Origin of the sequence: Kocuria dechangensis (genome assembly GCF_014636775.1) — a bacterium.
In the GTDB taxonomy this organism is placed as follows: Bacteria; Actinomycetota; Actinomycetes; order Actinomycetales; family Micrococcaceae; genus Kocuria; species Kocuria dechangensis.
The window spans coordinates 48,654-73,068 of sequence record NZ_BMEQ01000009.1 but is presented as its reverse complement, the minus strand read 5'-3'; the positions used below and the strand labels follow the sequence as shown (position 1 = coordinate 73,068).

Here is a 24,415-nt window from a genome sequence, read left to right as displayed (position 1 = left end):
CGCGTCCCCCGCACCATCCCAGTCGCGGCCTCCGTACCCCCAGGGTGCGGGGGCCGCGGTCGTACCCGGGCGCCGGAGGGCGCCCGGCCGAGCTCGCTCAGGAGAGTCGATGGAAGAGAAGATCGTCGTGCACGGGCCCACCGCGGTCAACGGCACCCTGCGGGTCTCGGGCGCGAAGAACAGCGTGCTGAAGCTCATGGCCGCGGCCCTGCTCGCCGAGGGCGAGTCGACCATCACGAACGTCCCCGAGATCCAGGACGTCGCCATCATGGCCGAGCTGCTCCGGCGCCTGGGCTGCGCGGTGGCCTACGACCGCGTGGCGCAGAGCGTCCGGATCGACGTCCCCGCGGACCTGCACCACCAGGCGGACTACGACCTCGTGCGGGCCATGCGCGCGTCCATCTCCGTCCTCGGGCCGCTGGTCGCCCGCTGCCACGTCGCCGAGGTCGCGCTGCCCGGCGGGGACGCCATCGGCTCCCGCGGCCTCGACATGCACCGGGCGGGGCTCGAGGCCCTGGGCGCGCAGCTGCAGATCGAGCACGGCTACCTCGTGGCCCGCGTGCCCGACGTGCTGCGCGGCACGGAGTACCGCCTGGAGTACCCGTCGGTGGGGGCCACGGAGAACCTCATGATGGCGGCGACCCTCGCCCAGGGCACCACGGTGATCGACAACGCGGCCCGGGAGCCGGAGATCGTCGACATCGGCCGGATGCTGCAGGAGATGGGCGCCCGGATCGAGGGGCTCGGCACCAGCACGGTGAGGGTGACGGGCGTCGAGGCGCTGCACCCCGTCGAGCACCGGACCGTCCCGGACCGGATCGTCGCCGGGACGTGGGCGTTCGCCGCCGCGGTGACCGGCGGGACCGTGCAGATCGAGGGGGCCGAGCCCGGCCACCTCGCCGTGGTGCTCGACAAGCTGCGGGCCGCCGGCTGCCGGATCGAGACGGAGGAGGGGCGCTTCGTCGTCGCCGGTCCCGACCGGCCGCACGCCATCAACGTCTCCACCCTGCCCTACCCCGGCTTCCCGACCGACCTGCAGCCGTTCGTGGTGGCGCTCAACGCCGTCGCGGAGGGCTCGGGGATGGTCACGGAGAACGTCTTCGAGGCCCGCTGGGGCTTCACCGCGGAGCTGGAGCGGCTCGGGGCCAGCGTGCGCCTGGACGGCCACCACGCCCTGGTCGCGGGCCGGCCGGAGCTGTCCGGGGCGCCGGTGGAGGCCATGGACATCCGCGCGGGGGCGGCGCTGGTGATCGCGGGGATGGCCGCGGAGGGGCAGACGGAGGTCAGCGGGGTCGAGCACGTCGACCGCGGCTACGAGCACTTCGTGGAGCAGCTGGCCGGGGCGGGCGCCGCCGTCGAGCGCCGGATCGCCGGCACGCCCTGACGGACCCCGGCCCGGCACCTGTCCGCCACGCGGAAGGGCCCCGCATCCGGAGCGGATGCGGGGCCCTTCGCTGTCGAAGCGTCCGGGTGGACGGATCAGATGATGGTCACGCCGGTGGCCTGCGGGCCCTTCTGGCCCTGGCCGATCTCGAACTCGACGCGCTGGTTCTCTTCCAGCGTGCGGAACCCGCCCGACTGGATCTCGGAGTAGTGGACGAAGACGTCCGAGTCGGAGTCGTCGGGGGTGATGAAGCCGAAGCCCTTTTCGGCGTTGAACCACTTGACGGTGCCCTGGGCCATGAAGATCTCTCCTTGCGAGACGGTGGAAAAACATGCGCACGGGGTCGTGCGCGAGGGCGGTGTCACGAGATGCGCTGAGGTTGGGGCTCCGGTCCCGCGGGTTCCGAGGGGTGGAGAACCAGGTCCAGGTCGAACGTCACGCTCGCTTTACCAGTTCTGCGAGCATGCTGAACATGGAACGAAGAACATGTTCAGCTTCACACATCGCCCGGGGGCGGTCAACGCTCTTCGCCCGCTGACCACCGCGTGTTGGCCCCGTGTTCGCTCAGCGCGTGAGCCCGGCTCCACGGGAGGGGTCTTCACGGCAGGGGTCAGAACAGCCGGGAGTCGCTGTCGTCGAACCCGCGCATCGCGTCGTAGTCGAGCGTGAGGCAGGAGATGCCGCGGTCCTCGGCGAGCACCCGCGCCTGGGGCCTGATGAGCTGCGCGGCGTACACCCCGCGCACGGGGGCCAGCAGGGGGTCCCGGTTGAGCAGCTCGAGGTACCGGGTGAGCTGCTCGACGCCGTCGATGTCCCCGCGGCGCTTGAGCTCCACGGCGACGGTGGCGCCGTCGCGGTCGCGGGCCAGGATGTCCACGGGCCCGATCGCGGTGGGGTACTCCCTGCGGACGAGGGTGTGCCCGGAGCCCAGGAGGTGGATCTGCTCCGCGAGGAGGCGCTGCAGATCGGCCTCGACGCCGTCCTTGACCAGGCCGGGATCGACGCCGAGCTCGTGGGAGACGTCCTCGTGGATCTCGAAGACCTGGATCACCAGCCGGTCGTCGCTCTTGGCGGCCTGGACCGTCCAGGTCTGCAGGACCCCCTCCGCGGCGAGTTCGGGGTCGGGCTCGCCCACGTGCAGGCGCGCGGGCGGGCTCATCCAGTTGAGGGGCTTGTAACTGCCGCCGTCCGAGTGGACGAGCACGGAGCCGTCCGCCTTCACGACCAGCAGGCGGCGGGCGGCGGGCAGGTGGGCGCGCAGACGCCCTTCGTAGTCGACGGAGCAATCGGCAATGACGAGACGCACCCCGACAGCCTAGCGAACGTCCGGCGCGCCCCGCGCCCGGGCCCGTGTGAGACAATCTGGCCGTGCCGCGCTCCAACCACTCCTCGCGAGGCCGCCGGCAGGGCGGTCCGGCCGACGGTGCCCGCGCCAGCAAGTGGCAGCGCGGGGCGATGCGCGAGCCCTGGTCGGTCGACCGGGTCCTGGAGCCGGCCCCGACCGTGGAGCGCGCCCCGGACGGCGACTGGATGGTCCGCCACGTCCGGCCCGCGAACGCCGTGAAGAACTACGTGTGCCCCGGCTGCGGGCGCACCGTCCCGCCCGGCACGCCCCACCTGGTGGTCTGGCAGCAGGACTCCCTGCTCGGCTCCCGGACCGCGTTCGAGGACCGCCGGCACTGGCACGAGCGCTGCTGGCGCACGCGCCGCTGAGCCGCGGGGGCGCCCGCCGGCCCTGGATACACTGGCGGGCATGAGCTCCGACCCCTCCACCCTCGTGTACACGGCCAACCATGAACCCGTCGAGATCCGGGCGGCGACCGTCCTGCCCGCCCGGCGGGAGAACGTCGAGCTGCGCACGGAGGACGGGCAGACCCTCGTCGGCGAGATCGCCCTCCCTGCCCGCGGCGAGCCCCGGGCCACCCTGGTGACCCTCCACCCGCTGCCCACGCACGGGGGCTTCATGGACTCCCACGTGTACAAGAAGGCCTCCTACCGGCTGCCCGCGCTCGCCGGCATCGCGGTGCTGCGCTTCAACCTGCGCGGCACCTCCTCGCCCCGAGGGACGAGCACCGGCGCCTTCGACGGCGGTGACGCCGAGCGGTACGACGTCGAGGCCGCCACCGAGTGGGCCATGGCGCAGGGCCTGCCGCAGCGCTGGCTGGTGGGCTGGTCCTTCGGCTCCGAGCTCGTGCTCAAGTACGGGGCGGTGCCCCCGGTCGCGGACCGGGTCGAGGGCGGCATCCTGCTCTCCCCGCCGCTGCACCGGGCCGGCGACGCGGACCTGGACCGGTGGGCGGCCTCCCGCAAGCCGCTGCGGGTGCTGGTGCCGGAGTTCGACGACTACCTGCGGCCCGAGGAGGCGGCGCGGCGCTTCGCCCGCGTGCCGCAGGCCGAGCTGACCGGCGTGGACGGGGCCAAGCACCTGTGGGTGGGGGAGCGGTTCGTGCAGCGGGCGCTGGACGAGATCGCCTCCACCGTCCTGGGCGAGCCCGTCCGGCTCCCGGCCACGTGGTCGGGGCCCACCGCCAAGGGCAGCTGAGCGCGGCGCGCCGTCGTCCCGCGTGGTCGTCCGGCGAGCCCGTCGGCGCGGTCTTCCCATGCCGATGTTCCGCGCCGTCGTCCTGCTCAGCGGCTCAGCGCCGGTCCTGCCTCGGGACGAAGACCTCGCGCACGAGCAGGAGACCGGCGGCGGCGGTGGGGATCGCGATGAGGGCCCCGAGGACGCCCCACAGGGCGCCGCCGGCCGCCACCGCGATCACGGCGATGGCCCCGGGCACCGCGACGGCCCGGCGCATGATGCGCGGCGAGACGAAGTAGGCCTCCACCTGGAGATAGGCGAAGTAGCCGATCGCGTAGGGCAGGGCCGTGCCCCAGTCGGCGGTCAGGGCCACGAGCGTCACCAGCAGGCCGGCGAGCACGCCGCCCACGAGGGGCACGAAGGCCAGCACAGCCACGAAGACCACCAGCAGCGCCGCGAACGGCACACCGGTGACCGTCATGAGGACCAGCGCGACGGCGGCGTTGAGGAGGGCGACGCAGGTCTGCCCGACGACGTAGTTGCCGACGCCGCGCACCATCTGGTCGCCCAGCTCCTGGACGCGGGCGCGACCGGAGGCCGGGGCCAGGCGGTAGGCCCACTGCGTCATGATCGGCAGCGAGAACAGGAAGTACAGCGTGAGGGCCAGGACGATCAGGGTCCCCGCCAGGACGTTGAGCACGACCGTGCCCACGCCCACGACACCGCCGAAGAGCCCGCCCAGGAAGTCCTGGTCGGCGGCGATGCGCCCGGAGAGGTCCTGCACCCACTGCTCGGTGGAGTCGCGGATCCGGAGCTGCCGGTCGAGCCGCTCGAACGCCTCGGAGCCCAGGAAGTCGTCGATCAGCTGTGGGACGCGCCCGGCCAGGAGCGAGGCCTCGGCGACGACCCGCGGCACGACCACGACGATGAGCAGCGCGAAGGCGCCCGCCAGGGCGAGGACGACCAGGAGGACGGCGCCGGGGCGCGGCACCCCGCGGGTCTCGAGCCACCGGACGAGGGGCTCCAGCCCGAGGGCGAGGAACGTTGCCGTCACGACCCACCCGACCAGGGGCCCCACGTTCGCGAGCACCCACCAGCACAGCAGGGCCAGGCCGACGCCCACCGCCAGGAGGAAGCCGGTCTGGACCGGCCGCGCCGGCTCGGCCCACGACGAGGGGCTCCGCTCCGCGGAGGCGCGCTCCTCGGGCGGGACCTCGAAGCGGGGGCGGGGGCGCGCGCCCGGCAGGGGGCGCAGGAAGCGGCCGAGGAGCTCGGCGCGGCGGGGCCGCACGGCGCGCGTCGCCGGGGCGTCCGGCGCGCCGGGACTCCCCGGCGTCCCGGACGGCTGGGACGCCTGGGACGGCTGGGACGGCTCGGGCGGCACCGGCCCCGGCGGGGGGCCCGGCTCGGGTGGCGTCATCGCTGCTCCCGTGGGGGTCGGTGTGGCGTCGCGGGCCGGTGCCGCCGGTTCCTCGGGGCCGCCGGCAGGGTCGCGGTCACGCCGGAAGCGTACACCGGGCGGTCCCGGTGGCCGAGCCGCCGCGCGCGGCCGATAATCGACGGGAGACCCGCGGCGCCCGACCGGCGCCGATCACCCCCGTGAGAGGAAGCCCCGTGAACGAGTTCCAGCACCAGCCGCCGAGCCGACCGGACCGGTCCGCCGCCCACCCCCAGGCCCGGCCCGGGGAGGAGCTGCCGGCCTCGGTGCGAGGAGCCGTGGACCTCGGCTCCGCCGCCGCACCTGCCGCCGGACCGGCGGCCGCGCCGAGCGGCGGGGCCGGGGGCGCCGGCGGCTACCGGCGCGAGGTGACGGCCGCGGACTTCCAGGAGGTCGCGCAGCTCTCGACCCAGGTCCCCGTGGTCTTCGCGCTGTGGGCCCGCTTCAGCCAGCAGTCCGTGGCGTTCGCCGACACGCTGGAGCAGGTGGTGGACCGCTACGCCGGGCGCATCCTGCTCGCGTCCGTGGACGCGGAGGCCTCGCCCGAGATCGCGCAGATGTTCCAGGCCCAGTCGGTGCCCACCGTGGTGGCGCTGCTGGGCGGGCGGCCGGTGCCGCTCTTCAACAGCACGGTCCCGCCGGAGCAGGTCGCCCAGTTCTTCGACGAGCTGCTCGCGCTCGCGGAGCAGAACGGCATCACGGGCACCGTTGAGCCCGTGCAGGCCGAGGAGGAGAAGCCTCTGCCCCCGCTGCACCAGAAGGCCGTGGACGCCCTCGAGGCGGGCGACCTCGACGGCGCTGAGGCCGCCTACAACCAGGCGATCACCGAGAACCCCGGGGACCGGGAGGCCAAGCTGGCCCTCGCCCAGGTGCACCTGCTGAAGCGCGTGCTGCCGCTCAACGCCGCCCAGGCCCGCGCAGCGGCGGCCTCGGCCCCGGACGACGTCCAGGCGCAGCTCGCCGTGGCCGACCTCGACGTCTCCGGCGGGCACGTCGAGGACGCCTTCCGGCGGCTCCTCGACCTGCTCCGGCGCACGGCGGGGGAGGACCGTGACACCGTGCGGGTGCGCCTGCTGGAGCTCTTCGACGTGGTGGGAGCCGAGGATCCCCGCGTCGTGACGGCGCGCGCCGCCCTCATGCGCGCGCTGTTCTAGGGTCCGCTCGGGGCTCGGGGCTCGGGGCTCGGGGCTCGGGGCTCGGGGCCCGGGGCCCGCCGGAGGTCGGCGAGGCTGCTCCCGCGAGCCGGGCCCTCGCGATCTTGGCCCCGCAGCACACGGGTGTCGCGAGTCCGGCCCCCGATCTCGGTCCCGCAGCACACGGGTGCCGCGAGTCCGGCCCGCGCCATCTCGGTCCCCCAGCACACGGGTGCCGCGAGTCCGGCCCCGCATCCCCGGATGCCGTGAGCCGGGCCAGCCCCGCAGCACACGGGTGCCGATGTGCGTCCGGTGTCCGCCCGGGGCCGACTCGTGGGTTCGCCCCCGCTGGCACCGAAGCGTGCGTCCGGGACCTGACCCTGCTCAGAACGGTGGCGGGTCCTGATCGTCGTGGTGGTCAGGATGACGGTGGCCGTCGGGGTGGGTGCGGTAGGTACGCCCCGCCGGTGAGGTCCAGACCAGCACGCCCTCCGCGGCGGGCCGCGGCGCGCGGCCCGATGTCGTGCCCGTCATCACCCCGCCGGGCGTCGATGTGCCCGTTGTCGATGCGCCCGTCGTTGTTGCGCCCGTCGTCGACGTACCGGTCGTTGCCGCGCCGGCCGTCGAGGCGCCGACCGGTGGGTCGGGAGGCCGGTGGTGCTCGAGCTGCCACCGCCCCAGCGGGCCGGTCCGGTGCTTGAGCAGGTGGTGGTGGCGGCACAGGTGGGCGAGATTGTCCGCCGCCGTCCTCCCTCCGTGGGCCCAGGCCACGGTGTGGTCCAGGTCGCAGCGCTCGGCCCGGCGCCGGCAGCCGGGGAACCGGCAGGTCCCGTCGCGCAGCCGCAGCCGGTGCTTCAGGTCGGCCGGGACCGTGTAGCGGGTCCGGTCGTGGTCGGTCACCACTGCTGTCACCGGGTCGGTGAGCACTCGCGCCCACGACGGGGCGCGGGCGGCGATCCGGGCCGCGAGCGCCACCGGGATCGGCCCGTAGCCGCCCAGCTGAGCGCACCCCGGGTCGCGCACGAGGGACTCCAGGAGCCCCCCGGGGTCCGTCCCGGCGCGGGCTGAGTCCGGCGCCGGGGACGGGAGGCCGTGGGCGAGCAGGGCCAGGGCTGGGACCGTGACGGTGACCTGCCCGCGGATCCCCCGCAGCCGCTCGGGCCAGTGCTCGGGCTCCCCGTCCAGCAGCAGATCGGCCAGGACGTCGGCCCGCCGCTGGCCCAGCGTGCGGGGGACGGGAGCGCAGTCGCCGCGGGTCGTGCCAGCGCCGGACCCGGCACGGCCGAGCAGGACACCGTCCGTCGCGTCGCCGGCGGAGAAGTCGCCGGCGGAGAAGTCGCCGCCGGAAAAGTCAGTGCTGCAGGAGTCGGTGCTGCAAAAGTCAGTGGTGCAAAAGTCAGTGGTGCAAAAGTCACTGCCGGATGAGTCGCCGCGCGAGAAGTCACCGCCGGGGAGGGCGTGGTCGACGACGGGATCCGCCCCGTGGGCCCCGGACGGACCCGTCCGGGTGGGGTCGGTGCGCTCGGCCAGGGAGGTGAGACGGTCGTGCACGGCGGTGGCGGTGGCCGCGTCCAGGATCGCTCCCAGCAGCGCCATGCCGTCCGCCAACGGCTCGACCCACACCCGCCGGTCGGCCAGGGCGGCCCGGTGCCGGGCATCCGCGTGCGCGGCCGTCAGACCGGCCCGGCGCCGGCGCGCCAGTCCGCGCAGCTGCGCCCCGGTGAGCTGCGGGGCGCGGTCCAGCAGCTCCTCCACGACCCGCTGCACCGCCCGCGGCTCCGGGCGCTGGGCCGCGGGCAGCGAGGCGGCGTCCTCGGCCAGCTCCAGCCACAGGCCCACGATGACCCGCGCCTGGGCGACTCCGACGTGCCCGTTCTCCAGGGCGGCCAGGACCTGGGGCAGGTCCTTCCCCAGGACCACCGCCTCGCGGACCCGGGCCCGGGCGGTGACGGCGGGCAGGGCCAGCGCCGGGCCGATCTCGTCGGCCACGTCCTGGAGGGTCTGCTCCTCCGGCTCCAGGGTTCCCGCCCCGACGCGGTCGGCGCCGCGGCGCAGCCAGGCGGCCTCCACGGCCCAGCGCTGCTCGCGGGCCTCCTCGGCCAGCCCCCACATCCGGTGGATCAGCCGGTACTGCGCCCCGGCAGCCCGCGCCTCGGCCCGGGCGGCCTCCACCAGCTCGGTCACGGCCCGGGCGTACTCGGCGCCGATCTCGGCCAGGTCCGTCTCCTGCGCCAGGGCCTCCTCCAGGGACCCCCACCGTGAGGCACCCTCGGGCAGGAACGGCCCCGCCGGATGGAGGCGCGGTCCCGGATGGAGGCGCGGTCCCGGATGGAGGCGCGGTCCCGGATGGAGGCGCGGTCCCGGATGGAGGCGCGGTCCCGGATGGAGGCGCGGTCCCGGATGGAGGCGCGGTCCCGGACGGAGGCGCGGTCCCGGACGGTGCGCGGTCGCGGTCATGGGTCCATGATCGCGCCCGCCTCCGACACGCTAGGACGTGATGCGGACCACTTCCCCGGCCGGCCGTGAGCGCCGTGGATCCTGTCCGCCGCGCGCCGGACACCGCGGTGCGGGGCGCCTGCCTAGGCTGGAGACCATGAGCCATCCGTTCTCCGCCGCGGCCGCCCCCGACCTGCCTCCGCACCCGTCCGCGGCCTCCTCGCCCCCTCCGCCCCGCGCCGGGGAACCGGCGCTGAGCGTGCGCGGGCTCGTCCGGGTCTTCGGCCGCCCCGGCACGCCGGAGGCGAAGGTCGCCGTGGACCGGGTCGACCTCGACGTGCCGCGCGGCTCCTTCTTCGGGCTCGTGGGCCGCAACGGCGCGGGCAAGACCACGATGCTCTCCATGGCGACGGGCCTCCTGCGGCCCACGGCCGGGTCGGTCCGCGTGACCGGCGTGGACGTGTGGGCGGAGCCCCGGCGCGCCAAGCAGCTCATGGGCGTGCTGCCGGACGGCGTGCACCTGTTCGACCGGCTCACGGGCCGCCAGCTCGTCACCTACTCCGGGCTGCTCCGCGGCATGGACCGGGAGACCGTGGCGCGGCGCACCGAGGACCTCCTGCACGCCATGGACCTGTCCGGGGACGCCGGGACCCAGGTGCAGGACTACTCCGCGGGCATGACCAAGAAGATCGCCCTCGCCGGCGCCCTCATCCACGCCCCCAGCCTGCTAGTGCTCGACGAGCCGTTCGAGTCGGTGGACCCCGTCTCCGCCGCCAACATCCGGGCGATCCTGCACGCATTCGTGGCGGCGGGGGGCACCGTCGTCGTCTCCAGCCACGTCATGGACCTCGTCCAGCGGATGTGCGACCACGTGGCGGTCCTCGACCGGGGGCGGGTGCTGGCCGCCGGGACCGTGGACGAGGTGCGGGCCGGGGCCTCCCTGGAGGACCGGTTCGTCGAGCTCGTGGGCGGTCGCGCCGGGGCGGGGGAGGGCCTGTCGTGGCTGCGCCCGGAGTGAACCGGGCCGGCACGGTCCCCCCGCTCGCCCCCGCCCCGGCGGTGCACGGCGCCGGGTCCGCCGTGCTGGTGGGCAGGCTCGTCGGCCTCAAGGCCCGGATCCTGCTCAACACCGTCACGCGCAGCACCTGGGTGCTGGTGGGAACGATCCTGGGCGCCGCCTACTTCCTGTTCGTGCTCGCCTTCGCGGTGCTGGGGCTCGTGCTGCTCGGCGGCCAGGACCTGTCCCTCGTGCGGACCGTCCTTGTCCTGGCCGGCGGCGGCACGACGCTCGCCTGGTGGCTCCTGCCCGTGCTCGCCTCGCGCGCGGACGCCACCCTGGACCCCGCCCGGCTCGCCCTCTTCCCCCTCGGCGTGGGGCAGGTCCAGTGGGGCCAGGCCGTCGGCGCGCTGGTCGGCGTCCCGGGCGCGCTCACGACCGTCGCGCTGATCGCCTCCGTGTCCTCGTGGCGCTCCTCCGTCCCCGCCGTCGTGGCCGCGGTGTTCTGTCTGCCGCTCGCCCTGGCGCTGGTGGTCAGCGGCTCCCGGCTCGTCACGGCCCTCGCCGTGGGCCTGGGCCGGCGCCGCCGCGCCACGGAGGTGCTGTCCCTCGTGGCCCTGCTGGGCCTCGTGCTCATGGGCCCGCTCCTCGCAGGCGCCATGAACGGGCTCGAGGGCACGTGGGACCGCCTGCCGGAGTGGGCGGCGGCGCTCGCGTGGACCCCGGTGGGCGCGGTGTGGGCCGTTCCCGCCGACGTCGCCGCGGGGCGCTGGCCGGAAGCCGCCGCGCGCACGGCGCTCACGGTCGCGAGCGTCGCGGTCCTCGTCCTGTGCTGGCGGGTCGCGCAGGCCCGCGCCCTGACCTCCGCGACCACGGAACGGAGGGCCGGGCCCCGCGCCGACGCGGGCGCGGGCCTGTTCGACCGGATCCCCGAGCGCCCATGGGCCGCCGTGGCGGCGCGCTGCCTGCTCTACTGGGTGCGCGACCCCCGCTACTCGGGCGCCCTGGTCGTGGTGCCCGCGATCGCCGCGGTCGTCTGGTTCTCGAGCGCGCAGGACGGCATGGACTTCCTCTTCTACGCCCTGGGCCCCATGTTCGCCGCGCTGCTCGCGTACCAGATCTCCGGGGACGTGTCCTTCGACAACACCGCCGTGAGCCTGCACGTGCTCACCGGCGTCCGGGGTCTGCACGACCGCCTGGGCCGGGTCCTCGCGCTGCTGGTCGTGGCCGTGCCGCTGTCCGCGATCGGGCTGCTCCTGCCGTTCGTGCTGCAGGGCCGCTGGGAGCTGCTCCCGGGCCTGGCGGGGGCCACGGTGCTGGCCCTGCTCGGCGGCGCCGGGCTCGCCTCCGTCATGTCCGCCCGCTACACCTACCCCGTGGCCGCGCCCGGCCAGTCGCCCTTCAAGACCCCCCAGGGCTTCACGGTGCTCAACGTGCTGGTCCAGTTCGTGGCGCTCGGCCTGATCGTCCTGCTGGTGCTGCCGGCCGCGGTGCTCGTGCTGATCCAGGTGTTCACCGGCGACCCGTCCTGGGGCTGGACGGCCCTCGGCACCGGGGTCGTCCTCGGGCCGCTGGTGTGCTGGGGCGGGATCGTCCTCGGCGGCCGCTGGTACGACCGCCGCGCCCCCGAGCTGCTGCAGGAGGTCGCGCAGTACCGCTGAGCCGGGCCCCTCGCCGCAGCCGGGCCGTGAGCCGCCGGGTGACGGCCCCGGGCGGCGGTCGGACGGCGTCCGGGTGACGGTCGGGGTAAACTGGCGCCCATGCACCTCTTCTCAGCGGCGACCACCGGCACCCCGACGAACGGGCTGGACGACAGCCCCTACGGCACCGATCCGGCGCAGCCCGCGGGCGGCACCTCGACGATCGAGCGCGAGGAGACCCGGGAGCTGCAGGAGCCCGGTGACCACGAGCGGTTCGCGCACTACGTGCGCAAGGAGAAGATCATGGAGTCCGCCCTGTCCGGGGAGCCCGTGATCGCCCTGTGCGGCAAGGTATGGCTCCCGGGCCGCGACCCGCAGCGCTTCCCGGTCTGCCCGACCTGCAAGGAGATCTACGAGGGCCTCCGCCCCGGCAAGGACGACGACAAGGGCTGAGCGCCGTTCCCCGACGAAGCGCCCGCCGCCGGCGGGCGCTTTTGCGTGGCCCCGGCACGCCCGGTCCGGAGCACGCCCGGGACCGCCGGCCCTGAACCCGCGGTGCCGCGGCACCGTGCCGGTGCGCCCGGGCCGGCAAACCCGTGCCGGCAAACCCGGGCCGCCAAGCCCGCGCCGGTTAGCCCGTGCCGGCCCGGGCGCCCCAGCGAGACCCACCAGACCACGAGCGAAAGGACGTCGCAAGAGTGTCCCAGGACGACCAGCTCTCCCTGTTCGGCGCCGCCGCCGCCGACCTCCCCCCGGCGTATCCCGACCGGGCCGCCTGGGGCACCGCCCCCAAGCTGCGCGCCTGGCAGGCCGAGGCGCTGCAGCGCTACTTCCAGTCCCAGCCGCGGGACTTCATGGCCGTGGCGACCCCCGGCGCCGGCAAGACCACCTTCGCGCTGCGCGTCGCGAAGGAGCTCGTCGACCGGGGGACCGTCAACCGGATCACCGTGGTGACCCCGACGGACCACCTGAAGCGGCAGTGGGCGGACGCCGCCGCCCGCGCGGGCATCGCGCTCGACCCCAACTTCAAGAACGCCGACGGCCACCACGGCCGCGACTACCTCGGCGCGGCCGTGACCTACTCGCAGGTGGCCATGAAGCCCCTGCTGCACCGGGCCCGCACCGAGGCCGGGCGCACCCTCGTCATCATGGACGAGATCCACCACGCCGGTGACTCCCTCACCTGGGGCGACGGCCTGCGCGAGGCGTTCGACCCCGCGGTCCGCCGCCTCTCCCTGACCGGCACGCCCTTCCGCTCGGACACCGCCCCCATCCCCTTCGTGCGCTACGACGAGGACGCCGACGGGATCCGCCGCTCGTCCTCCGACTACACCTACGGCTACGGCGACGCGCTCAAGGACCACGTGGTCCGGCCCGTGATCTTCCTGGCCTACTCCGGGCAGATGCGCTGGCGCACGAGCAGCGGCGAGGAGATGGCCGCGGAGCTGGGCGAGGGCTTCACCAAGGACATCACCTCCCAGGCGTGGCGCACCGCCCTCGACCCCAACGGGCAGTGGATCCCCTCGGTGCTGCAGGCCGCCGACCAGCGGCTCACGGAGGTCCGCCGCACCGTGCCCGACGCCGGGGCCCTCGTCATCGCGACCGACCACCAGGACGCGAAGGCCTACGCTGAGCAGCTGCGGCGGATCACGGGGGAGAAGCCCACTGTGGTGCTCTCCGACGACAAGACCGCGTCCGACAAGATCGACGAGTTCTCGGCCGGCGACGCCCGCTGGATGGTCGCGGTGCGCATGGTCTCCGAGGGCGTCGACGTCCCGCGCCTGGCCGTGGGCGTCTACGCGACGTCGACGTCCACCCCGCTGTTCTTCGCCCAGGCCGTGGGCCGCTTCGTGCGCGCCCGCAAGCGCGGGGAGACCGCCTCGGTCTTCCTGCCGTCCGTGCCCGCCCTGATGAACCTCGCCAACGAGATGGAGGCCGAGCGCGACCACGCCCTCGACCGGCCCGGCGCGGCGGAGACCGGGCTGCCCGCGGACCCGATGGAGGAGGGCTGGGACGACGACCTGCTCGAGGCCGCCAACCGGGAGGAGAAGGCGTCCTCCGCCCTGGCGCAGGGCCGTTTCGAGGCGCTCGAGTCGGACGCGTCCTTCCACGGCGTGCTCTTCGACGGCGGCGCGTTCGGCGGCGGCGTCGCGGTGGGCTCCGAGGAGGAGGCCGACTTCCTGGGCATCCCCGGCCTGCTCGAGGCGGACCAGGTCTCGGAGCTGCTGCGGGAGCGCCAGCGCCAGCACGCCCGCAACCGCTCGGCGGTGGGGGCCGCACCCCAGCAGCACGCCGTTCCGGACCACCGCCGGCTCAAGGAGCTGCGCTCCACGCTGTCCAAGAACGTCTCCGCGTGGGCGTCCCGCACCGGCACCCCGCACGGCGTGATCCACAACGAGCTGCGCCGCGTGTGCGGCGGCCCGGCCGTGGCGCAGGCCAACGAGGCCCAGCTCCAGGCGCGGGTCAAGAAGCTCCAGGACTGGTTCATCGGCCGCAAGTGACGCCGGCGCGGGGGAGGGGCCCGGTCAGGACCGGACGATCTCCACCCCGGCGTCGGCCATCTCCTGCAGGGCCCGCTCGGTGGCCTCCTCGGCGCGGCCCGCCGTCAGGTCCACGAGCACGCGGGTGTCGTAGCCGGCCTCGACCGCGTCCAGGGCCGTGGACCGGACGCCGAGGTCGGTCGCGAGGCCCACGATCTCCACCGCCTCGATCTCGCGCTCCCGCAGCCAGTCGTCGAGGCTGACGTCGTCCTCGACCACGTCCTCGTCGTCGCCCATGGGCACGTCCGCGTCCGGGGCCAGGAGGCCCTCGAAGCCCGAGTGCGCCGCCGCGTGGTCGGCCTTGCGGAACCACGCCTGGATCCAGTCCGTGTCCAGGTCCCGGTGCGGTGCGGCGCCCCGGGAGTCGGCCACGCAGTGGACGGGCCACGAGTCCGCCCCCTCCGGCTCGTCCGGGACGTCCTCTCCGGGGTCGGCGTGCCAGTCCTGGGTGGCGGCGATCGCGGCGTAGTCGGCGTGGTGCTCCTCGAGGTGCTCGGACACGGCCGCGGCCACCTCCGCGCCTCCGTCGACGGGCAGCGACCCGCCCTCGCAGAAGTCGTTCTGCACGTCCACGACGATCAGTGCGGTCCTCATCTCGTTCCTCCTCGGTGCGGTGTGGGGGTGGTGGGTGCGGTGGGGGCCCGGCCGGTCAGGCCAGTGCCTCCGGCTCGATGACGGTCGGGATCACGGGGTCGCCCTCGCTGAGCCGGCGGGCCGAGCGCGGCAGCTCCGCGACGGACGCGGCGTGCCGCTCACGGGCGCGGACGACGCCCTCGGCGCCGGTCCAGCTGTCGAGCAGCTCGCCGTCGCGGACGAAGTCCTGCAGCAGCGGCCGGTCGTCCCCGTCGTCGTCGGGCGTGCGCCCGACGCCCACCATCTCGTGCGTGGCGACGCCCGTCGGGTCGAGGCGGCGCAGGGCGTGCTTGCGCCCGCCCACGGAGGTCTTGCCCTTCGCCGCCTTCGCCACCGGGCGCAGCTCGCCGGAGGAGTCCTCGCGGGCCACGAGCTTGTAGACCATCGACGACGTCGGCGCGCCCGAGCCGGTGACGACCCGGGTGCCGACCCCGAACGAGTCCACGGGGGCGGCGTTGAGCGAGGCGATCGCGTACTCGTCGAGGTCCGAGGTCACGGTGATGCGCGTGCTCGCGTTGCCCAGGCCGTCCAGGAGCTCCCGGACCCACCCGGCCTGGGTGACCAGGTCGCCGGAGTCGATCCGCACGCCCCCCAGCTCGGGGCCCGCCAGCTCGACGGCCTTCCGGACGGCGGCCTCGACGTCGTAGGTGTCGACCAGCAGCGTCGTGTCCCGGCCCATCGACTCGAGCTGGGCGCGGAAGGCGTCCTCCTCGGTGTCGTGCAGGAGGGTGAAGGAGTGGGCGGCGGTGCCGACGGTCTTCAGCCCGTAGCGCCGGCCGGCCTCGAGGTTCGACGTCGAGTCGAAGCCGCCGATCACCGCCGCCCGGGCCGCGGCGACCGCCGCCTCCTCGTGGGCGCGGCGCGAGCCCATCTCGATGCAGGGCCGGCCCGCGGCCGCCCCGACCATGCGGGAGGCCGCGGAGGCCACGGCGCTGTCGTAGTTGAGCACGGACAGGAAGTACGTCTCCAGCACGCACGCCTCCGCGAACGTCGCCTCGACCACCATCAGCGGCGAGTGCGGGAAGTAGGCCTCGCCCTCGGCGTAGCCGGAGATCGCGCCCCGGAAGCGGAAGCCGGCCAGGTAGTCCAGGGTGGCGCGGTTGACCACGCCCGTGTCCGCGAGGAAGCGCAGCTGGTCGTCGCCGAAGCGGAAGCTCTCGAGCCCCTCGAGCAGGCGGCCCGTGCCCGCGACCACGCCGTAGCGGCGCCCGGCCGGCAGGCGGCGGGCGAACACCTCGAACACGCTGCGCCGGTGCGCGGTGCCCGAGTGCAGGGCGGCCTGCAGCATGGTGAGCTCGTAGTGGTCGGTCATCAGGGACGTGGGCGGCGGGGCCCACCCGGGGGTGCGCTGTTTCACGGGCACCACTCTAGCCACGGGACCCCGCCCGGGCTCCCGGTGCCGGCCCGCACGCGCCACTCGCTACGATGGACGGACCATGCACTGCACCCTCGCTCCCGCCGCTCCCCAGGCCGCCGGCACCGCTCTGCCCGCGGTGCTCACCGTCAGCGCCCCGCCGGAGACCCGCCCCGCCGGAGCGGTGTCCGAGGCCTCGGCGCCGTCCGTGGCGACCGACCTGCCCTGGAACGTGGTCGTGTGGGACGACCCGGTCAACCTCATGAGCTACGTGACCTACGTGTTCCGCTCCTACTTCGGCTACCCGGAGGAGAAGGCGCGCGCCCTGATGCTCGAGGTCCACCACCGCGGCCGCTCCGTGGTGGCCAGCGGCTCCCTCGAGGAGGCCGAGACCCACACCGCGGCCATGCACGGCTTCGGGCTGTGGGCCACCTTCGAGAAGGCCGGGGGCGAGTGATGGCGCAGGGCTTCCGCGCGACCCGCAAGGGCATCACCGCGCGCCTCGAGGAACCGGAGAAGGAGCTGCTGCAGAAGCTCTTCGCCGACGTCGCCGAGGCGCTCGCCCCGGAGCACCCCGTCTCCGAGGACCCCCTGGAGCGGCTGATCGGGGTGTCGGGGGACCCCTCCGCGCCGGAGGACCCCGCGCTGCGCCGGCTCCTCCCGGACGCGAGCCAGGACCCCGAGCGCGCCGCGGAGTTCCGCCGGTACACCGAGCGGGGACTGCGCGAGGCGAAGATCGGCGCCCTGAAGCAGGCGGCCCTCTCGCTCGAGAGCCAGCCGGTGCGGCTGGACCCCGACCAGGCGCAGGCCTTCGGCCGGGCCCTCAACGACGTCCGGCTCGTGCTCGCGGACCGGCTGGGGATCCGCAGCGCGGAGGACGCCGAGCGGATCGGCCGGTACGACGACTGGTCGGAGATCGAGGACGTCGAGACGTACATGTCGCTGCTCTACAACTTCGTCTCCTGGCTGCAGGAGACCCTCATGGAGGCCCTGCTGCACAGCCTGCCCCGCGACTGACCCGCGGCTGACCTGGGGCGTCCTCCGTCCCGCCGCCGCCCGGCGGGACGGTGTGGCGGGCATCACGCGCCCCCGGGGGGCGTGCGGTTCGCGCGGCGGACCGGCCGAGACTATTCTCTTGTCGTTATGCAGGATGACGACGTCGTGGGACCCGGCAGCGCGGTCGCGGACGGCCCCAACCCCGGGTCGCCCATCGGAGTGTTCGACTCCGGCGTGGGCGGGCTCACCGTGGCGCGCGCCATCATCGACCAGCTGCCCCACGAGCAGATCGTGTACGTGGGGGACACCGCCCACGGCCCCTACGGGCCCCTGCCGATCGCCGAGGTCCGGGCCCACGCGCTGCGGATCATGGACGAGCTGGTGGACTCCGGGGTGAAGCTCCTGGTCATCGCCTGCAACACCGCCTCCGCCGCCGTCCTCCGGGACGCCCGCGAGCGCTACACCCGCGACTACGGCATCCCCGTGGTGGAGGTCATCCAGCCGGCCGTGCGCCGGGCCGTGGCCTCGACCCGCAACGGGCGGATCGGCGTGATCGGCACCGAGGCGACCATCGGCTCCCGCGCCTACGACGACACCTTCGCCGCCGCGCCCCACCTGGAGCTGAGCTCCGTGGCGTGCCCCGCGTTCGTGGAGTACGTGGAGGCCGGGATCACCACCGGGCCCGAGCTGCTGGCCACCGCCCAGCGCTACCTCGACCCCCTGCACGAGGCGGGGGTGGACACGGTCGTCCTGGGGTGCACGCACTACCCCCTGCTCACGGGCGTCATCTCCTACGTGATGGGCGACGCCGTGACCCTGGTCTCCAGCGCGGAGGAGACCGCGAAGGACGTCTACCGGGCGCTCGTCGGCCACGGGCTCGAGCGCGACCCCGAGCTGCCCGCTCGGCACGACTTCCTCGCCACGGGCGACGCCGCGTCCTTCGAGGTGCTGGCCCGCCGCTTCCTGGGCCCCGAGGTCAGCCGCGTCCGGCACACCAGCTCCGTGGCCGAGCAGTTCCCCACCGGGTCGCTGGCCCGGATCACGCCCGAGATGATCGGGGGCTCCGGAGCGTCCTCGTCCTGAAGCCCCGCGGCCGGTGCGGCCGCCGTCCCACCGGTCCCCCTGGAAGGCCCAGTCCATGAAACTCACGATCATCGGATGCACCGGCTCCTTCGCCGGTCCCGATTCCCCCGCGTCCTGCTACCTGGTCAGCGGCGAGGACGCCGAGGGCCGCACCTGGCGACTGCTGATGGACATGGGCAACGGCGCCCTGGGCGTCCTCCAGCGCCACATCGACCTGCACGACATCGACGCCGTGCTCGTCAGCCACCTGCACCCGGACCACTGCATCGACCTGGCCGGCCTGCACGTGGCGGTCAAGTGGGACCCGCGCGGGTGGGGCGCGGACCGGATCCCGCTGTGGGCGCCCTCCGGCACCCACGAGTACCTGAGCGGCACGCACGGCCTGCCGGCGGACCCGGGGATGACGGGGGAGTTCGACTTCCACACCTGGGTGCCGGAGGAGCCGGTGCGGATGGGACCCTTCACCGTCACGCCGTTCCTCGTGGAGCACCCGACCCCGGAGCCCTACGCCCTGCGCATCGACTACGACGGCCCCAAGGGCCCCAGCACCCTGACCTACTCGGGGGACACCGACGCCTGCGAGGGGCTCGTGCGCGCGGCCCGGGGCGCCGACGTCTTCCTGTGCGAGGCCGCCTACCACGAGGGCCGCGACGACGCCCTGCGCGGCATCCACCTCACCGGCCGCCGCGCGGCCGAGGCCGCCCGCGACGCCGGGGCGCGCAAGCTGCTGCTCACGCACCTGCCGGTGTGGAACTCCCCGACCCGCGCGGTCGAGGAGGCGCAGGAGGTCTTCGACGGGCCGATCGGGGTGGCCGAGCCGGCCTACACCTACCGCATCGTGCGCACCCCGGCGGGCCGCCCGGCGTGCCGGCCCGCCGCGCCCGTCGGGCCGTGAGCACCACGGCGCCGACCGGACCGGGCGGCGTCCCCGCCCGGGGGTAAGGTGGGGGGCATGGATTCCCCTGTCGACCCGACCGCCCCGGCCCCCTCGAGCGCGGGGGTGGTCCGGTCCGACGGCCGCTCGCCCGACGAGCTGCGCCCCATCACCATCACCCGCGGCTGGTCCCAGCAGGCGGAGGGCTCCGCGCTGATCGAGTTCGGCAGCACCCGGGTGCTGTGCACCGCGTCCGTGACCGAGGGCGTCCCCCGCTGGCTCAAGGGCGAGGGCCGGGGCTGGGTCACCGCCGAGTACGCGATGCTGCCGCGCGCCACGTCCACCCGCTCCGCGCGCGAGTCCGTGAAGGGCAAGATCGGCGGGCGCACCCACGAGATCTCCCGGCTCATCGGCCGCTCCCTCCGCTCGGTCATCGACCTCTCCGCCCTGGGCGAGAACACCGTGGTCCTGGACTGCGACGTCCTGCAGGCCGACGGCGGGACCCGCACCGCCGCGATCACCGGCGCCTACGTGGCGCTGGCCGAGGCCGTGTCCTGGGCGCGCGCCGAGGGCCTGATCGCCCGCCGCGCCCAGCCGCTGACCGACACGGTCGCGGCCGTGTCCGTGGGCATCATCGACGGCGTGCCGATGCTCGACCTCCCCTACGTCGAGGACGTGCGCGCCGAGACCGACATGAACGTGGTCGTCACCGGCTCCGGCGACTTCGTGGAGGTGCAGGGCACCGCCGAGGGCGCGCCGTTCGACCGGGCCGAGCTCGACGCGATGCTCGACCTGGCCCTGCTGGGCTGCGTCCAGCTCACCCAGGTCCAGCTCGAGACCCTGCGCGAGGGCACCGGTGAGTGAGCACGACGGCGCCCGCGTGGTGCTGGCCACCCACAACCGCGGCAAGCTCGCCGAGCTGCGGGACATGATCGCGGCCGCGCTCCCGGGCGTCGACGTCGAGCGCCTCGTGGTCGACGCCGGCGCGGCGGGCGCCCCCGACGTCGTCGAGGACGGCACCACCTTCGAGGCCAACGCCCTGCTCAAGGCCCGCTCCGCGGCCGCCGCGACCGGGCTGATCGCCGTGGCCGACGACTCCGGGCTGGCCGTGGACGTGCTGGGCGGCGCCCCGGGGATCTTCTCCGCGCGCTGGTCCGGCCGGCACGGCGACGACGCCGCGAACCTGCGGCTGCTGCTCGACCAGCTCGCCGACGTCCCCGACGCCCACCGGGGCGTGCAGTTCGTGTGCGCCGCGGCACTGGTCACCCCGCACGGCTTCGAGCACGTGGAGACGGGGGTCCTGCGCGGCACCCTGCTCCGCGAGCCCGCGGGGGACGGCGGCTTCGGCTACGACCCCGTCCTGCTCCCCGAGGGCTCCGACCGCTCGGTCGCCCAGCTGTCCCGCGAGGAGAAGAACGCCATCAGCCACCGCGGCCGCGCCATGCGGGCGCTGCTGCCGCACCTCGTAGGCGTCCTGCCCACCCCGCCCGACCCCGACCCACTCTGACCCCGCTCGAGCCGAGAAGAAGCCCATGCCCTGGTCGTCACCCCACCACCTGCCGTTCGCCGGCGCCGTCGAGGCCGTCCTGGCCGAGGCGGGGATCGCCGTGGACCGCGGCGAGTGGGAGGTGCACGCGGGCGGCTCGGCGCACATCGTCGTGAACGTGGGGCACCGGATCTCGGTGCGGATCGCCAAGAACCCGACCGTGTGCGGCCACGTCGCCCGGCGCACCGAGGTGCTGCGCCGGCTCCCGCGCTTCTCCTTCGGCACGCCGCGCCCGCTCACCGGCGTGGTCGTCACGAACGGGTACACGGGCGTCGGGCTCACCTGGGTGCCCGGCCTGCCGCACCCGCCGGGCCATGTGGACCCGGCCGTGCTGCACCGGGTGCTCACCGAGCTGGCGGAGGTGGACGCCTCCGGGTTCGCCCGCTTCCTCGACAAGCCGGGCCAGCACTGGGGCGGCCACCGGCGCCGGCACGTGCTGCTCGACGAGGTCATCCCGCGCCTGCTGCCCCGCAACCAGGAGGCCGCGCTGCGCGCCGTGAGCGAGCTCGCCGCCCTGCCCACCGTGGTGCCCAGCCTGGTGCACGGCGACCTCATGGGCCACAACATGCTCTGGGACGGCGAGGAGCTCACGGGGATCATCGACTGGGACCACGCGTGCCTCTACGACCCCGCGCACGACGCCGCGTCGCTGGGCCTGTGGTACGGCTGGGACACCCTCCGGGCCGCGGTCTCCGAGTCCGTGTACGAGCGGGCCCAGCTGCACGCGCGGACCTTCCCCCTGCAGGCCGTCGCGTACGCGCTGCACCACGATCTCGACACCGCGCAGGTCAACCAGGCGATCGCCCGGGCCGACGACTGGATCGAGACGAACCTGCGCGGCGCGCACGCCTGAGCGCGCCGCAGTAGGCTGTTGCGGTGCCGTTCCCAGCCCTCCCCGCACCGCCCACCGTGACCGCGTCCCGCTCCCTGGACTTCACCGCCATCGACTTCGAGACCGCCAACCGCTTCATCGGCTCCCCGTGCGCGGTGGGGCTGGTGCGGGTCCGGGACGGCGTCGTCGTCGAGGAGCGCTCGGCCCTGATGCGCCCGCCGCGCACCCGCGCGGGCTTCGACCCCGGGAACACGCGCATCCACGGCATCACGGAGCGGGCGGTCGCCGGGCACCCGGTGTTCGACGAGCTGTGGCCGCGGATCGAGGACTGGATCCTCGCCGAGGACCCGGACGAGCTGGTCGTCGCGCACAACGCCGCCTTCGACATGGGCGTGATCCGCGCGGCCTGCGCCGAGACGGGGACCGTCCACGCCCCGCTGGCCTACGCCTGCAGCCTGGTCCTGGCCCGGCGCGGCTACGACCTGCCCTCCTACGCGCTGCCCCGGGCCGCGGAGGCGGCGGGGGTGCCGCTGCGCCGCCACCACGACGCCCTGGAGGACGCCCGCGCGTGCGCCGGGATCGTCGTGGACCTGGTGCGCCGGGCCGGCACGGCCACGGTGCACGAGCTGCTCGGGGGATCGGGCCTGGCGGTCAAGCGGCTGGCGCCGCCCCCACTTCCCTGAGCCACCGCTCGGCGGCCTCCTCCACGACGTCGCGGGCGTCCAGCAGTTCGATCCAGCGCCGCGGGACGGCCGCGCTGCCGAGGGCCGCCGCGAGGACGGCGCCGGCCACGGTGCCCGTCGAGTCGGAGTCGCCGTCGTGGGCGACGGCCAGTCCCACGCCGCGCCGGAAGACGGCCTCGGGATCCTGCGGCGCGGGGTCCTCCTCCTCGGCGCGCAGGGCGGCGTAGAGCCCGATCGCCAGGGCCTCCGGGGCGGTCCAGCCCTCCCCGAGCAGCCGGGCGAGGTCCTGCGGCGCGAGGGCCTCCGTCCCGGCGGCGCGCACGGCGGCGTCGAGCAGGCCCAGGGTCTCGGCCACGGGCCGGGTGAGGTGCTCGGCGGTCTCCCGGGCGGCCGCGACGGCGGCGGCCACCGGGCGCTCGACGCCCTCCCGCCGGGCCCGGATCGCGGCGTGCACCACGAACCCGTAGACGGCGGCGGAGGACTGCGCCTCGGGGTGGCCGTGGGTCAGGGCGGCCCCGTTGATGGCCAGCGGGGCCAGCGTCCGCCAGCCCACGTGGGGCAGCAGGCCGAACGGCGCCGAGCGCATCACGGTGCCGCAGCCCTTCGCATCCGGCAGGATCGGGCGCTCCACCTCGCCCATGCGCCCGCTGCGCAGGGCGGTGAGCACGGCGTTGCCGGGCTCCCGCCGGGCGTGGAGCACCTCGCGGGCGTCGATCCAGCGGGGGAGCGGGCGGGGCGCCTCGGCCGGATGCGGCACGCCCTGGGTGTCCAGCCAGCGGAGGTAGGCCAGCCACAGGCACGCCGTCTCGTCCGCGGCCTGGCCGTTGTTGGCCCACTCGACGACCTCCTGGAGCGCGTCGAGGGTGTAGAGCGCCATCTGGGTGTCGTCGGAGATCCGCAGCACCGGCACGGGCCCGCCGTTCCCGTCCCTGGGGACGGCGTCGGACCCGGTGTCCAGGCCGGCCAGGCCGTCGGCGCCGAACCGCTCGGCGAGCTCGGGGTGCCGGACGAACTCGACGCGGTAGCCCACGGCGTCCCCGACCGCCCCGCCGAGCAGGGCGGCGCGCACGGAGTCGGCGTACTCCGGCCAGGAGGGGTCGAGGCCGGTGTCGGGCTGGAGCAGGGGTGCGGGCATGCGGTCAGTGTATCCGGGCCGCCCGGCCGGGCCTGCTGTTCACCGCTGCTGTTCACCGCTGCTGTTCACCGCTGCTGTTCACCGCTGCTGTTCACCGCTGCCGTTCACCGCTGCCGTTCACCTCCGCCGTTCACCTCCCCTTCAGGCGGCCGTGGTGGCATGGGGAGGGCGCCCGCGCGCCGCACATCCCCCCGACCCCCCCAGGAGCACCCATGACCGACCACGGATCCACCTCCCTCCACGACGGCGGCCCGCCCGCGGCCTCCCCCGTCCGCCCCGATGCCGCACGGGACGGGGACCTCGCGGCCCCCGTGCCCGTCGCCGTCCGCAAGGATGCAGCCACCACCATCACCACCGGCGCCGCGCCGAGCGCCCCCGCCCGCTGGGCCGCCGAGTTCGCGGGCACCGCGCTGCTCGTGTTCGCGGGCCTGGGCACCGGCATGTTCGCCACCGAGGTCATCGACTCGGCGCTCGGCTTCGGCCTGGGCCTGCTCGCCGCGATCGTCGCCTTCGGCCACGTCTCCGGCGGCCACTTCAACCCGGCGGTGACGCTGGCCGCCGTCGTGGCCGGGCGCACCGGCGCCAGGGACGCCGCCGGGTACGTGGTGGCCCAGGTCCTGGGCGCGGCGTGCGCGGCCGGGGTGCTGTGGGCGGTGCTCGGCACGCTGCTCGACGGCGCCACGACCGCGCAGGTCCTCGGCGCCGTCTCCAACGGGTACGGGGAGAACTCCGCCTCCCAGGCGGGCTGGACCACCGTGCTGCTCGTCGAGCTCGTGGCCACCGCCCTGTTCGCGCTGGTGGTCCTCGGCTCCACCTCGGCCCGGGCCAACGCGGTGCTCGCCCCCGCGGCCATCGGCGCGGCCTTCGCCTTCCTGCTGACGATCACCGCCCCCTTCGACGGCGGATCGCTGAACCCCGCCCGCTCGACCGGCGCGGCCGTGGTCGCCGGGGCTTCCCACCTGCCGCAGCTGTGGCTGTTCTGGCTCGCCCCGCTGCTGGGCGGGCTCGTCGCCGGGCTCGTGCACCGCGCGGCGGGCCTGTCCCGTCCGCGGGCGGCCGCCCCGGCCGAGCCGGCGGACGAGCCCACGCACGAGGGCGGTGCCGAGCCCGTGGTCGAGCCCACGGACGAGCGCGGGACCGCGCCCGCGGCCGACGCCCCGGCCGCCCCGTCCCGGCACGCGTGAGCCGGC

Annotated in this window: 24 protein-coding genes; 17 read left to right on the top strand and 7 right to left on the bottom strand. The window is 75.2% G+C overall.

The annotated features are described in order from the left end of the window. The first annotated feature begins 109 nt into the window (after nt 1–109). Nucleotides 110–1,384, top strand: coding sequence for a UDP-N-acetylglucosamine 1-carboxyvinyltransferase (gene murA / locus IEW07_RS10175; RefSeq protein WP_188536841.1), 1,275 nt, complete (start codon nt 110–112; stop codon nt 1,382–1,384). 95 nt (nt 1,385–1,479) lie between these two features. Here murA and IEW07_RS10170 read toward each other — a convergent pair whose 3' ends face one another. Then, a complete protein-coding gene (locus IEW07_RS10170) occupies nt 1,480–1,683 on the bottom strand; it encodes a cold-shock protein (RefSeq protein WP_188536839.1) in 204 nt (67 codons plus the stop codon). A 311-nt stretch (nt 1,684–1,994) separates the two neighbouring features. Then, the gene (nucS, locus tag IEW07_RS10165; protein ID WP_188536837.1) at nt 1,995–2,690 is read right to left on the bottom strand and encodes an endonuclease NucS; all 696 of its coding nucleotides are present in this window, start codon (nt 2,688–2,690) and stop codon (nt 1,995–1,997) included. A gap of 62 nt (nt 2,691–2,752) precedes the next feature. Between nucS and IEW07_RS10160 the strand changes: the two genes are divergently transcribed. Together IEW07_RS10160 and IEW07_RS10155 are read left to right on the top strand one after the other, a co-directional pair. After that, nucleotides 2,753–3,097, top strand: a complete 345-nt coding sequence (locus IEW07_RS10160) for an Rv1322 family protein (protein WP_188536835.1) — start codon at nt 2,753–2,755, stop codon at nt 3,095–3,097. Between the two features lie 40 nt (nt 3,098–3,137). After that, nucleotides 3,138–3,926: an alpha/beta hydrolase gene (locus tag IEW07_RS10155; RefSeq protein ID WP_188536834.1), complete on the top strand. Its 789-nt coding sequence runs from the start codon at nt 3,138–3,140 to the stop codon at nt 3,924–3,926. Between the two features lie 94 nt (nt 3,927–4,020). Here the strand turns inward: IEW07_RS10155 and IEW07_RS10150 are convergent, their stop codons facing one another. Further along, nucleotides 4,021–5,325: an AI-2E family transporter gene (locus tag IEW07_RS10150; protein WP_188536831.1), complete on the bottom strand. Its 1,305-nt coding sequence runs from the start codon at nt 5,323–5,325 to the stop codon at nt 4,021–4,023. Nucleotides 5,326–5,519: 194 nt separating this feature from the next. Here IEW07_RS10150 and IEW07_RS10145 point away from each other — a divergent pair, with 194 nt between their 5' ends. Continuing rightward, nucleotides 5,520–6,497: a tetratricopeptide repeat protein gene (locus IEW07_RS10145; RefSeq protein WP_188536829.1), complete on the top strand. Its 978-nt coding sequence runs from the start codon at nt 5,520–5,522 to the stop codon at nt 6,495–6,497. 363 nt (nt 6,498–6,860) lie between these two features. Here IEW07_RS10145 and IEW07_RS10140 read toward each other — a convergent pair whose 3' ends face one another. Continuing rightward, a complete protein-coding gene (locus IEW07_RS10140; protein WP_188536827.1) occupies nt 6,861–8,660 on the bottom strand; it encodes an HNH endonuclease signature motif containing protein in 1,800 nt (599 codons plus the stop codon). Between the two features lie 409 nt (nt 8,661–9,069). On the opposite strand from IEW07_RS10140, the gene IEW07_RS10135 reads away from it, so the two are divergent. The 4 genes from IEW07_RS10135 to IEW07_RS10120 all read left to right on the top strand — a co-directional run bounded on the left by IEW07_RS10135 (nt 9,070) and on the right by IEW07_RS10120 (nt 14,050). Then, on the top strand, nt 9,070–9,930 hold the full coding sequence (locus tag IEW07_RS10135; protein ID WP_229741734.1) for an ABC transporter ATP-binding protein: 861 nt from the start codon (nt 9,070–9,072) through the stop codon (nt 9,928–9,930). Beyond that, a complete protein-coding gene (locus tag IEW07_RS10130) occupies nt 9,912–11,570 on the top strand; it encodes a hypothetical protein (RefSeq protein ID WP_229741733.1) in 1,659 nt (552 codons plus the stop codon). Before IEW07_RS10135 ends, IEW07_RS10130 begins: the two co-directional genes overlap by 19 nt. A 99-nt stretch (nt 11,571–11,669) precedes the next feature. After that, nucleotides 11,670–12,002: a DUF3039 domain-containing protein gene (locus IEW07_RS10125; protein WP_188536825.1), complete on the top strand. Its 333-nt coding sequence runs from the start codon at nt 11,670–11,672 to the stop codon at nt 12,000–12,002. A 245-nt stretch (nt 12,003–12,247) separates the two neighbouring features. Next, nucleotides 12,248–14,050 (top strand): DEAD/DEAH box helicase, encoded by a 1,803-nt coding sequence (locus IEW07_RS10120; RefSeq protein WP_188536823.1) that lies wholly within the window; start codon nt 12,248–12,250, stop codon nt 14,048–14,050. Nucleotides 14,051–14,074: 24 nt separating this feature from the next. Here IEW07_RS10120 and IEW07_RS10115 read toward each other — a convergent pair whose 3' ends face one another. Together IEW07_RS10115 and IEW07_RS10110 are read right to left on the bottom strand one after the other, a co-directional pair. Next, nucleotides 14,075–14,683, bottom strand: coding sequence for an isochorismatase family protein (locus tag IEW07_RS10115; RefSeq protein WP_188536821.1), 609 nt, complete (start codon nt 14,681–14,683; stop codon nt 14,075–14,077). A gap of 55 nt (nt 14,684–14,738) precedes the next feature. Next, complete coding sequence (locus IEW07_RS10110; RefSeq protein WP_188536952.1) at nt 14,739–16,034, bottom strand: nicotinate phosphoribosyltransferase; 1,296 nt, start codon at nt 16,032–16,034, stop codon at nt 14,739–14,741. Between the two features lie 124 nt (nt 16,035–16,158). Here IEW07_RS10110 and clpS point away from each other — a divergent pair, with 124 nt between their 5' ends. The 8 genes from clpS (at nt 16,159) to IEW07_RS10070 (ending at nt 22,090) form a co-directional block, all read left to right on the top strand. Further along, on the top strand, nt 16,159–16,533 hold the full coding sequence (clpS, locus tag IEW07_RS10105; protein ID WP_188536819.1) for an ATP-dependent Clp protease adapter ClpS: 375 nt from the start codon (nt 16,159–16,161) through the stop codon (nt 16,531–16,533). Further along, nucleotides 16,533–17,093 carry a DUF2017 domain-containing protein gene (locus tag IEW07_RS10100; protein WP_188536818.1) on the top strand — a complete coding sequence of 187 codons (561 nt, stop codon included), beginning with the start codon at nt 16,533–16,535 and terminating at the stop codon, nt 17,091–17,093. Before clpS ends, IEW07_RS10100 begins: the two co-directional genes overlap by 1 nt. A 126-nt stretch (nt 17,094–17,219) precedes the next feature. Then, nucleotides 17,220–18,155: a glutamate racemase gene (gene murI, locus IEW07_RS10095; RefSeq protein ID WP_188536816.1), complete on the top strand. Its 936-nt coding sequence runs from the start codon at nt 17,220–17,222 to the stop codon at nt 18,153–18,155. A 55-nt stretch (nt 18,156–18,210) separates the two neighbouring features. After that, nucleotides 18,211–19,050 (top strand): MBL fold metallo-hydrolase, encoded by an 840-nt coding sequence (locus tag IEW07_RS10090; RefSeq protein WP_188536813.1) that lies wholly within the window; start codon nt 18,211–18,213, stop codon nt 19,048–19,050. Nucleotides 19,051–19,107: 57 nt separating this feature from the next. Beyond that, nucleotides 19,108–19,893 carry a ribonuclease PH gene (gene rph, locus IEW07_RS10085; RefSeq protein WP_188536811.1) on the top strand — a complete coding sequence of 262 codons (786 nt, stop codon included), beginning with the start codon at nt 19,108–19,110 and terminating at the stop codon, nt 19,891–19,893. Then, nucleotides 19,886–20,536, top strand: coding sequence for an RdgB/HAM1 family non-canonical purine NTP pyrophosphatase (gene rdgB, locus IEW07_RS10080; protein ID WP_188536809.1), 651 nt, complete (start codon nt 19,886–19,888; stop codon nt 20,534–20,536). The genes rph and rdgB overlap by 8 nt, the downstream gene beginning before the upstream one ends. A 25-nt stretch (nt 20,537–20,561) precedes the next feature. After that, a complete protein-coding gene (locus IEW07_RS10075; RefSeq protein WP_188536807.1) occupies nt 20,562–21,428 on the top strand; it encodes a phosphotransferase family protein in 867 nt (288 codons plus the stop codon). Nucleotides 21,429–21,451: 23 nt separating this feature from the next. After that, entirely contained in the window at nt 21,452–22,090 is a 639-nt protein-coding gene (locus IEW07_RS10070) for a 3'-5' exonuclease (protein ID WP_229741732.1), read from the top strand. On the opposite strand, the gene IEW07_RS10065 is transcribed toward IEW07_RS10070, so the two are convergent. Continuing rightward, nucleotides 22,059–23,225: an ADP-ribosylglycohydrolase family protein gene (locus IEW07_RS10065; protein WP_188536805.1), complete on the bottom strand. Its 1,167-nt coding sequence runs from the start codon at nt 23,223–23,225 to the stop codon at nt 22,059–22,061. The two genes, IEW07_RS10070 and IEW07_RS10065, sit on opposite strands and share 32 nt — an antisense overlap. 212 nt (nt 23,226–23,437) lie before the next feature. On the opposite strand from IEW07_RS10065, the gene IEW07_RS10060 reads away from it, so the two are divergent. Then, the gene (locus tag IEW07_RS10060) at nt 23,438–24,409 is read left to right on the top strand and encodes an MIP/aquaporin family protein (protein WP_188536803.1); all 972 of its coding nucleotides are present in this window, start codon (nt 23,438–23,440) and stop codon (nt 24,407–24,409) included. The last annotated feature ends 6 nt before the right edge of the window (nt 24,410–24,415 follow it).

Coding starts and splice junctions, on each gene's coding strand:
- IEW07_RS10060 (WP_188536803.1), top strand. CDS start 23,438: ATGACCGACCACGGATCCACCTCCCTCCACGACGGCGGCCCGCCCGCG.
- murA (WP_188536841.1), top strand. CDS start 110: ATGGAAGAGAAGATCGTCGTGCACGGGCCCACCGCGGTCAACGGCACC.
- IEW07_RS10170 (WP_188536839.1), bottom strand. CDS start 1,683: ATGGCCCAGGGCACCGTCAAGTGGTTCAACGCCGAAAAGGGCTTCGGC.
- IEW07_RS10115 (WP_188536821.1), bottom strand. CDS start 14,683: ATGAGGACCGCACTGATCGTCGTGGACGTGCAGAACGACTTCTGCGAG.
- IEW07_RS10090 (WP_188536813.1), top strand. CDS start 18,211: ATGAAACTCACGATCATCGGATGCACCGGCTCCTTCGCCGGTCCCGAT.
- IEW07_RS10155 (WP_188536834.1), top strand. CDS start 3,138: ATGAGCTCCGACCCCTCCACCCTCGTGTACACGGCCAACCATGAACCC.
- IEW07_RS10135 (WP_229741734.1), top strand. CDS start 9,070: ATGAGCCATCCGTTCTCCGCCGCGGCCGCCCCCGACCTGCCTCCGCAC.
- IEW07_RS10150 (WP_188536831.1), bottom strand. CDS start 5,325: ATGACGCCACCCGAGCCGGGCCCCCCGCCGGGGCCGGTGCCGCCCGAG.
- rph (WP_188536811.1), top strand. CDS start 19,108: ATGGATTCCCCTGTCGACCCGACCGCCCCGGCCCCCTCGAGCGCGGGG.
- murI (WP_188536816.1), top strand. CDS start 17,220: ATGCAGGATGACGACGTCGTGGGACCCGGCAGCGCGGTCGCGGACGGC.
- IEW07_RS10125 (WP_188536825.1), top strand. CDS start 11,670: ATGCACCTCTTCTCAGCGGCGACCACCGGCACCCCGACGAACGGGCTG.
- IEW07_RS10075 (WP_188536807.1), top strand. CDS start 20,562: ATGCCCTGGTCGTCACCCCACCACCTGCCGTTCGCCGGCGCCGTCGAG.
- IEW07_RS10065 (WP_188536805.1), bottom strand. CDS start 23,225: ATGCCCGCACCCCTGCTCCAGCCCGACACCGGCCTCGACCCCTCCTGG.
- IEW07_RS10110 (WP_188536952.1), bottom strand. CDS start 16,034: ATGACCGACCACTACGAGCTCACCATGCTGCAGGCCGCCCTGCACTCG.
- IEW07_RS10100 (WP_188536818.1), top strand. CDS start 16,533: ATGGCGCAGGGCTTCCGCGCGACCCGCAAGGGCATCACCGCGCGCCTC.
- clpS (WP_188536819.1), top strand. CDS start 16,159: ATGCACTGCACCCTCGCTCCCGCCGCTCCCCAGGCCGCCGGCACCGCT.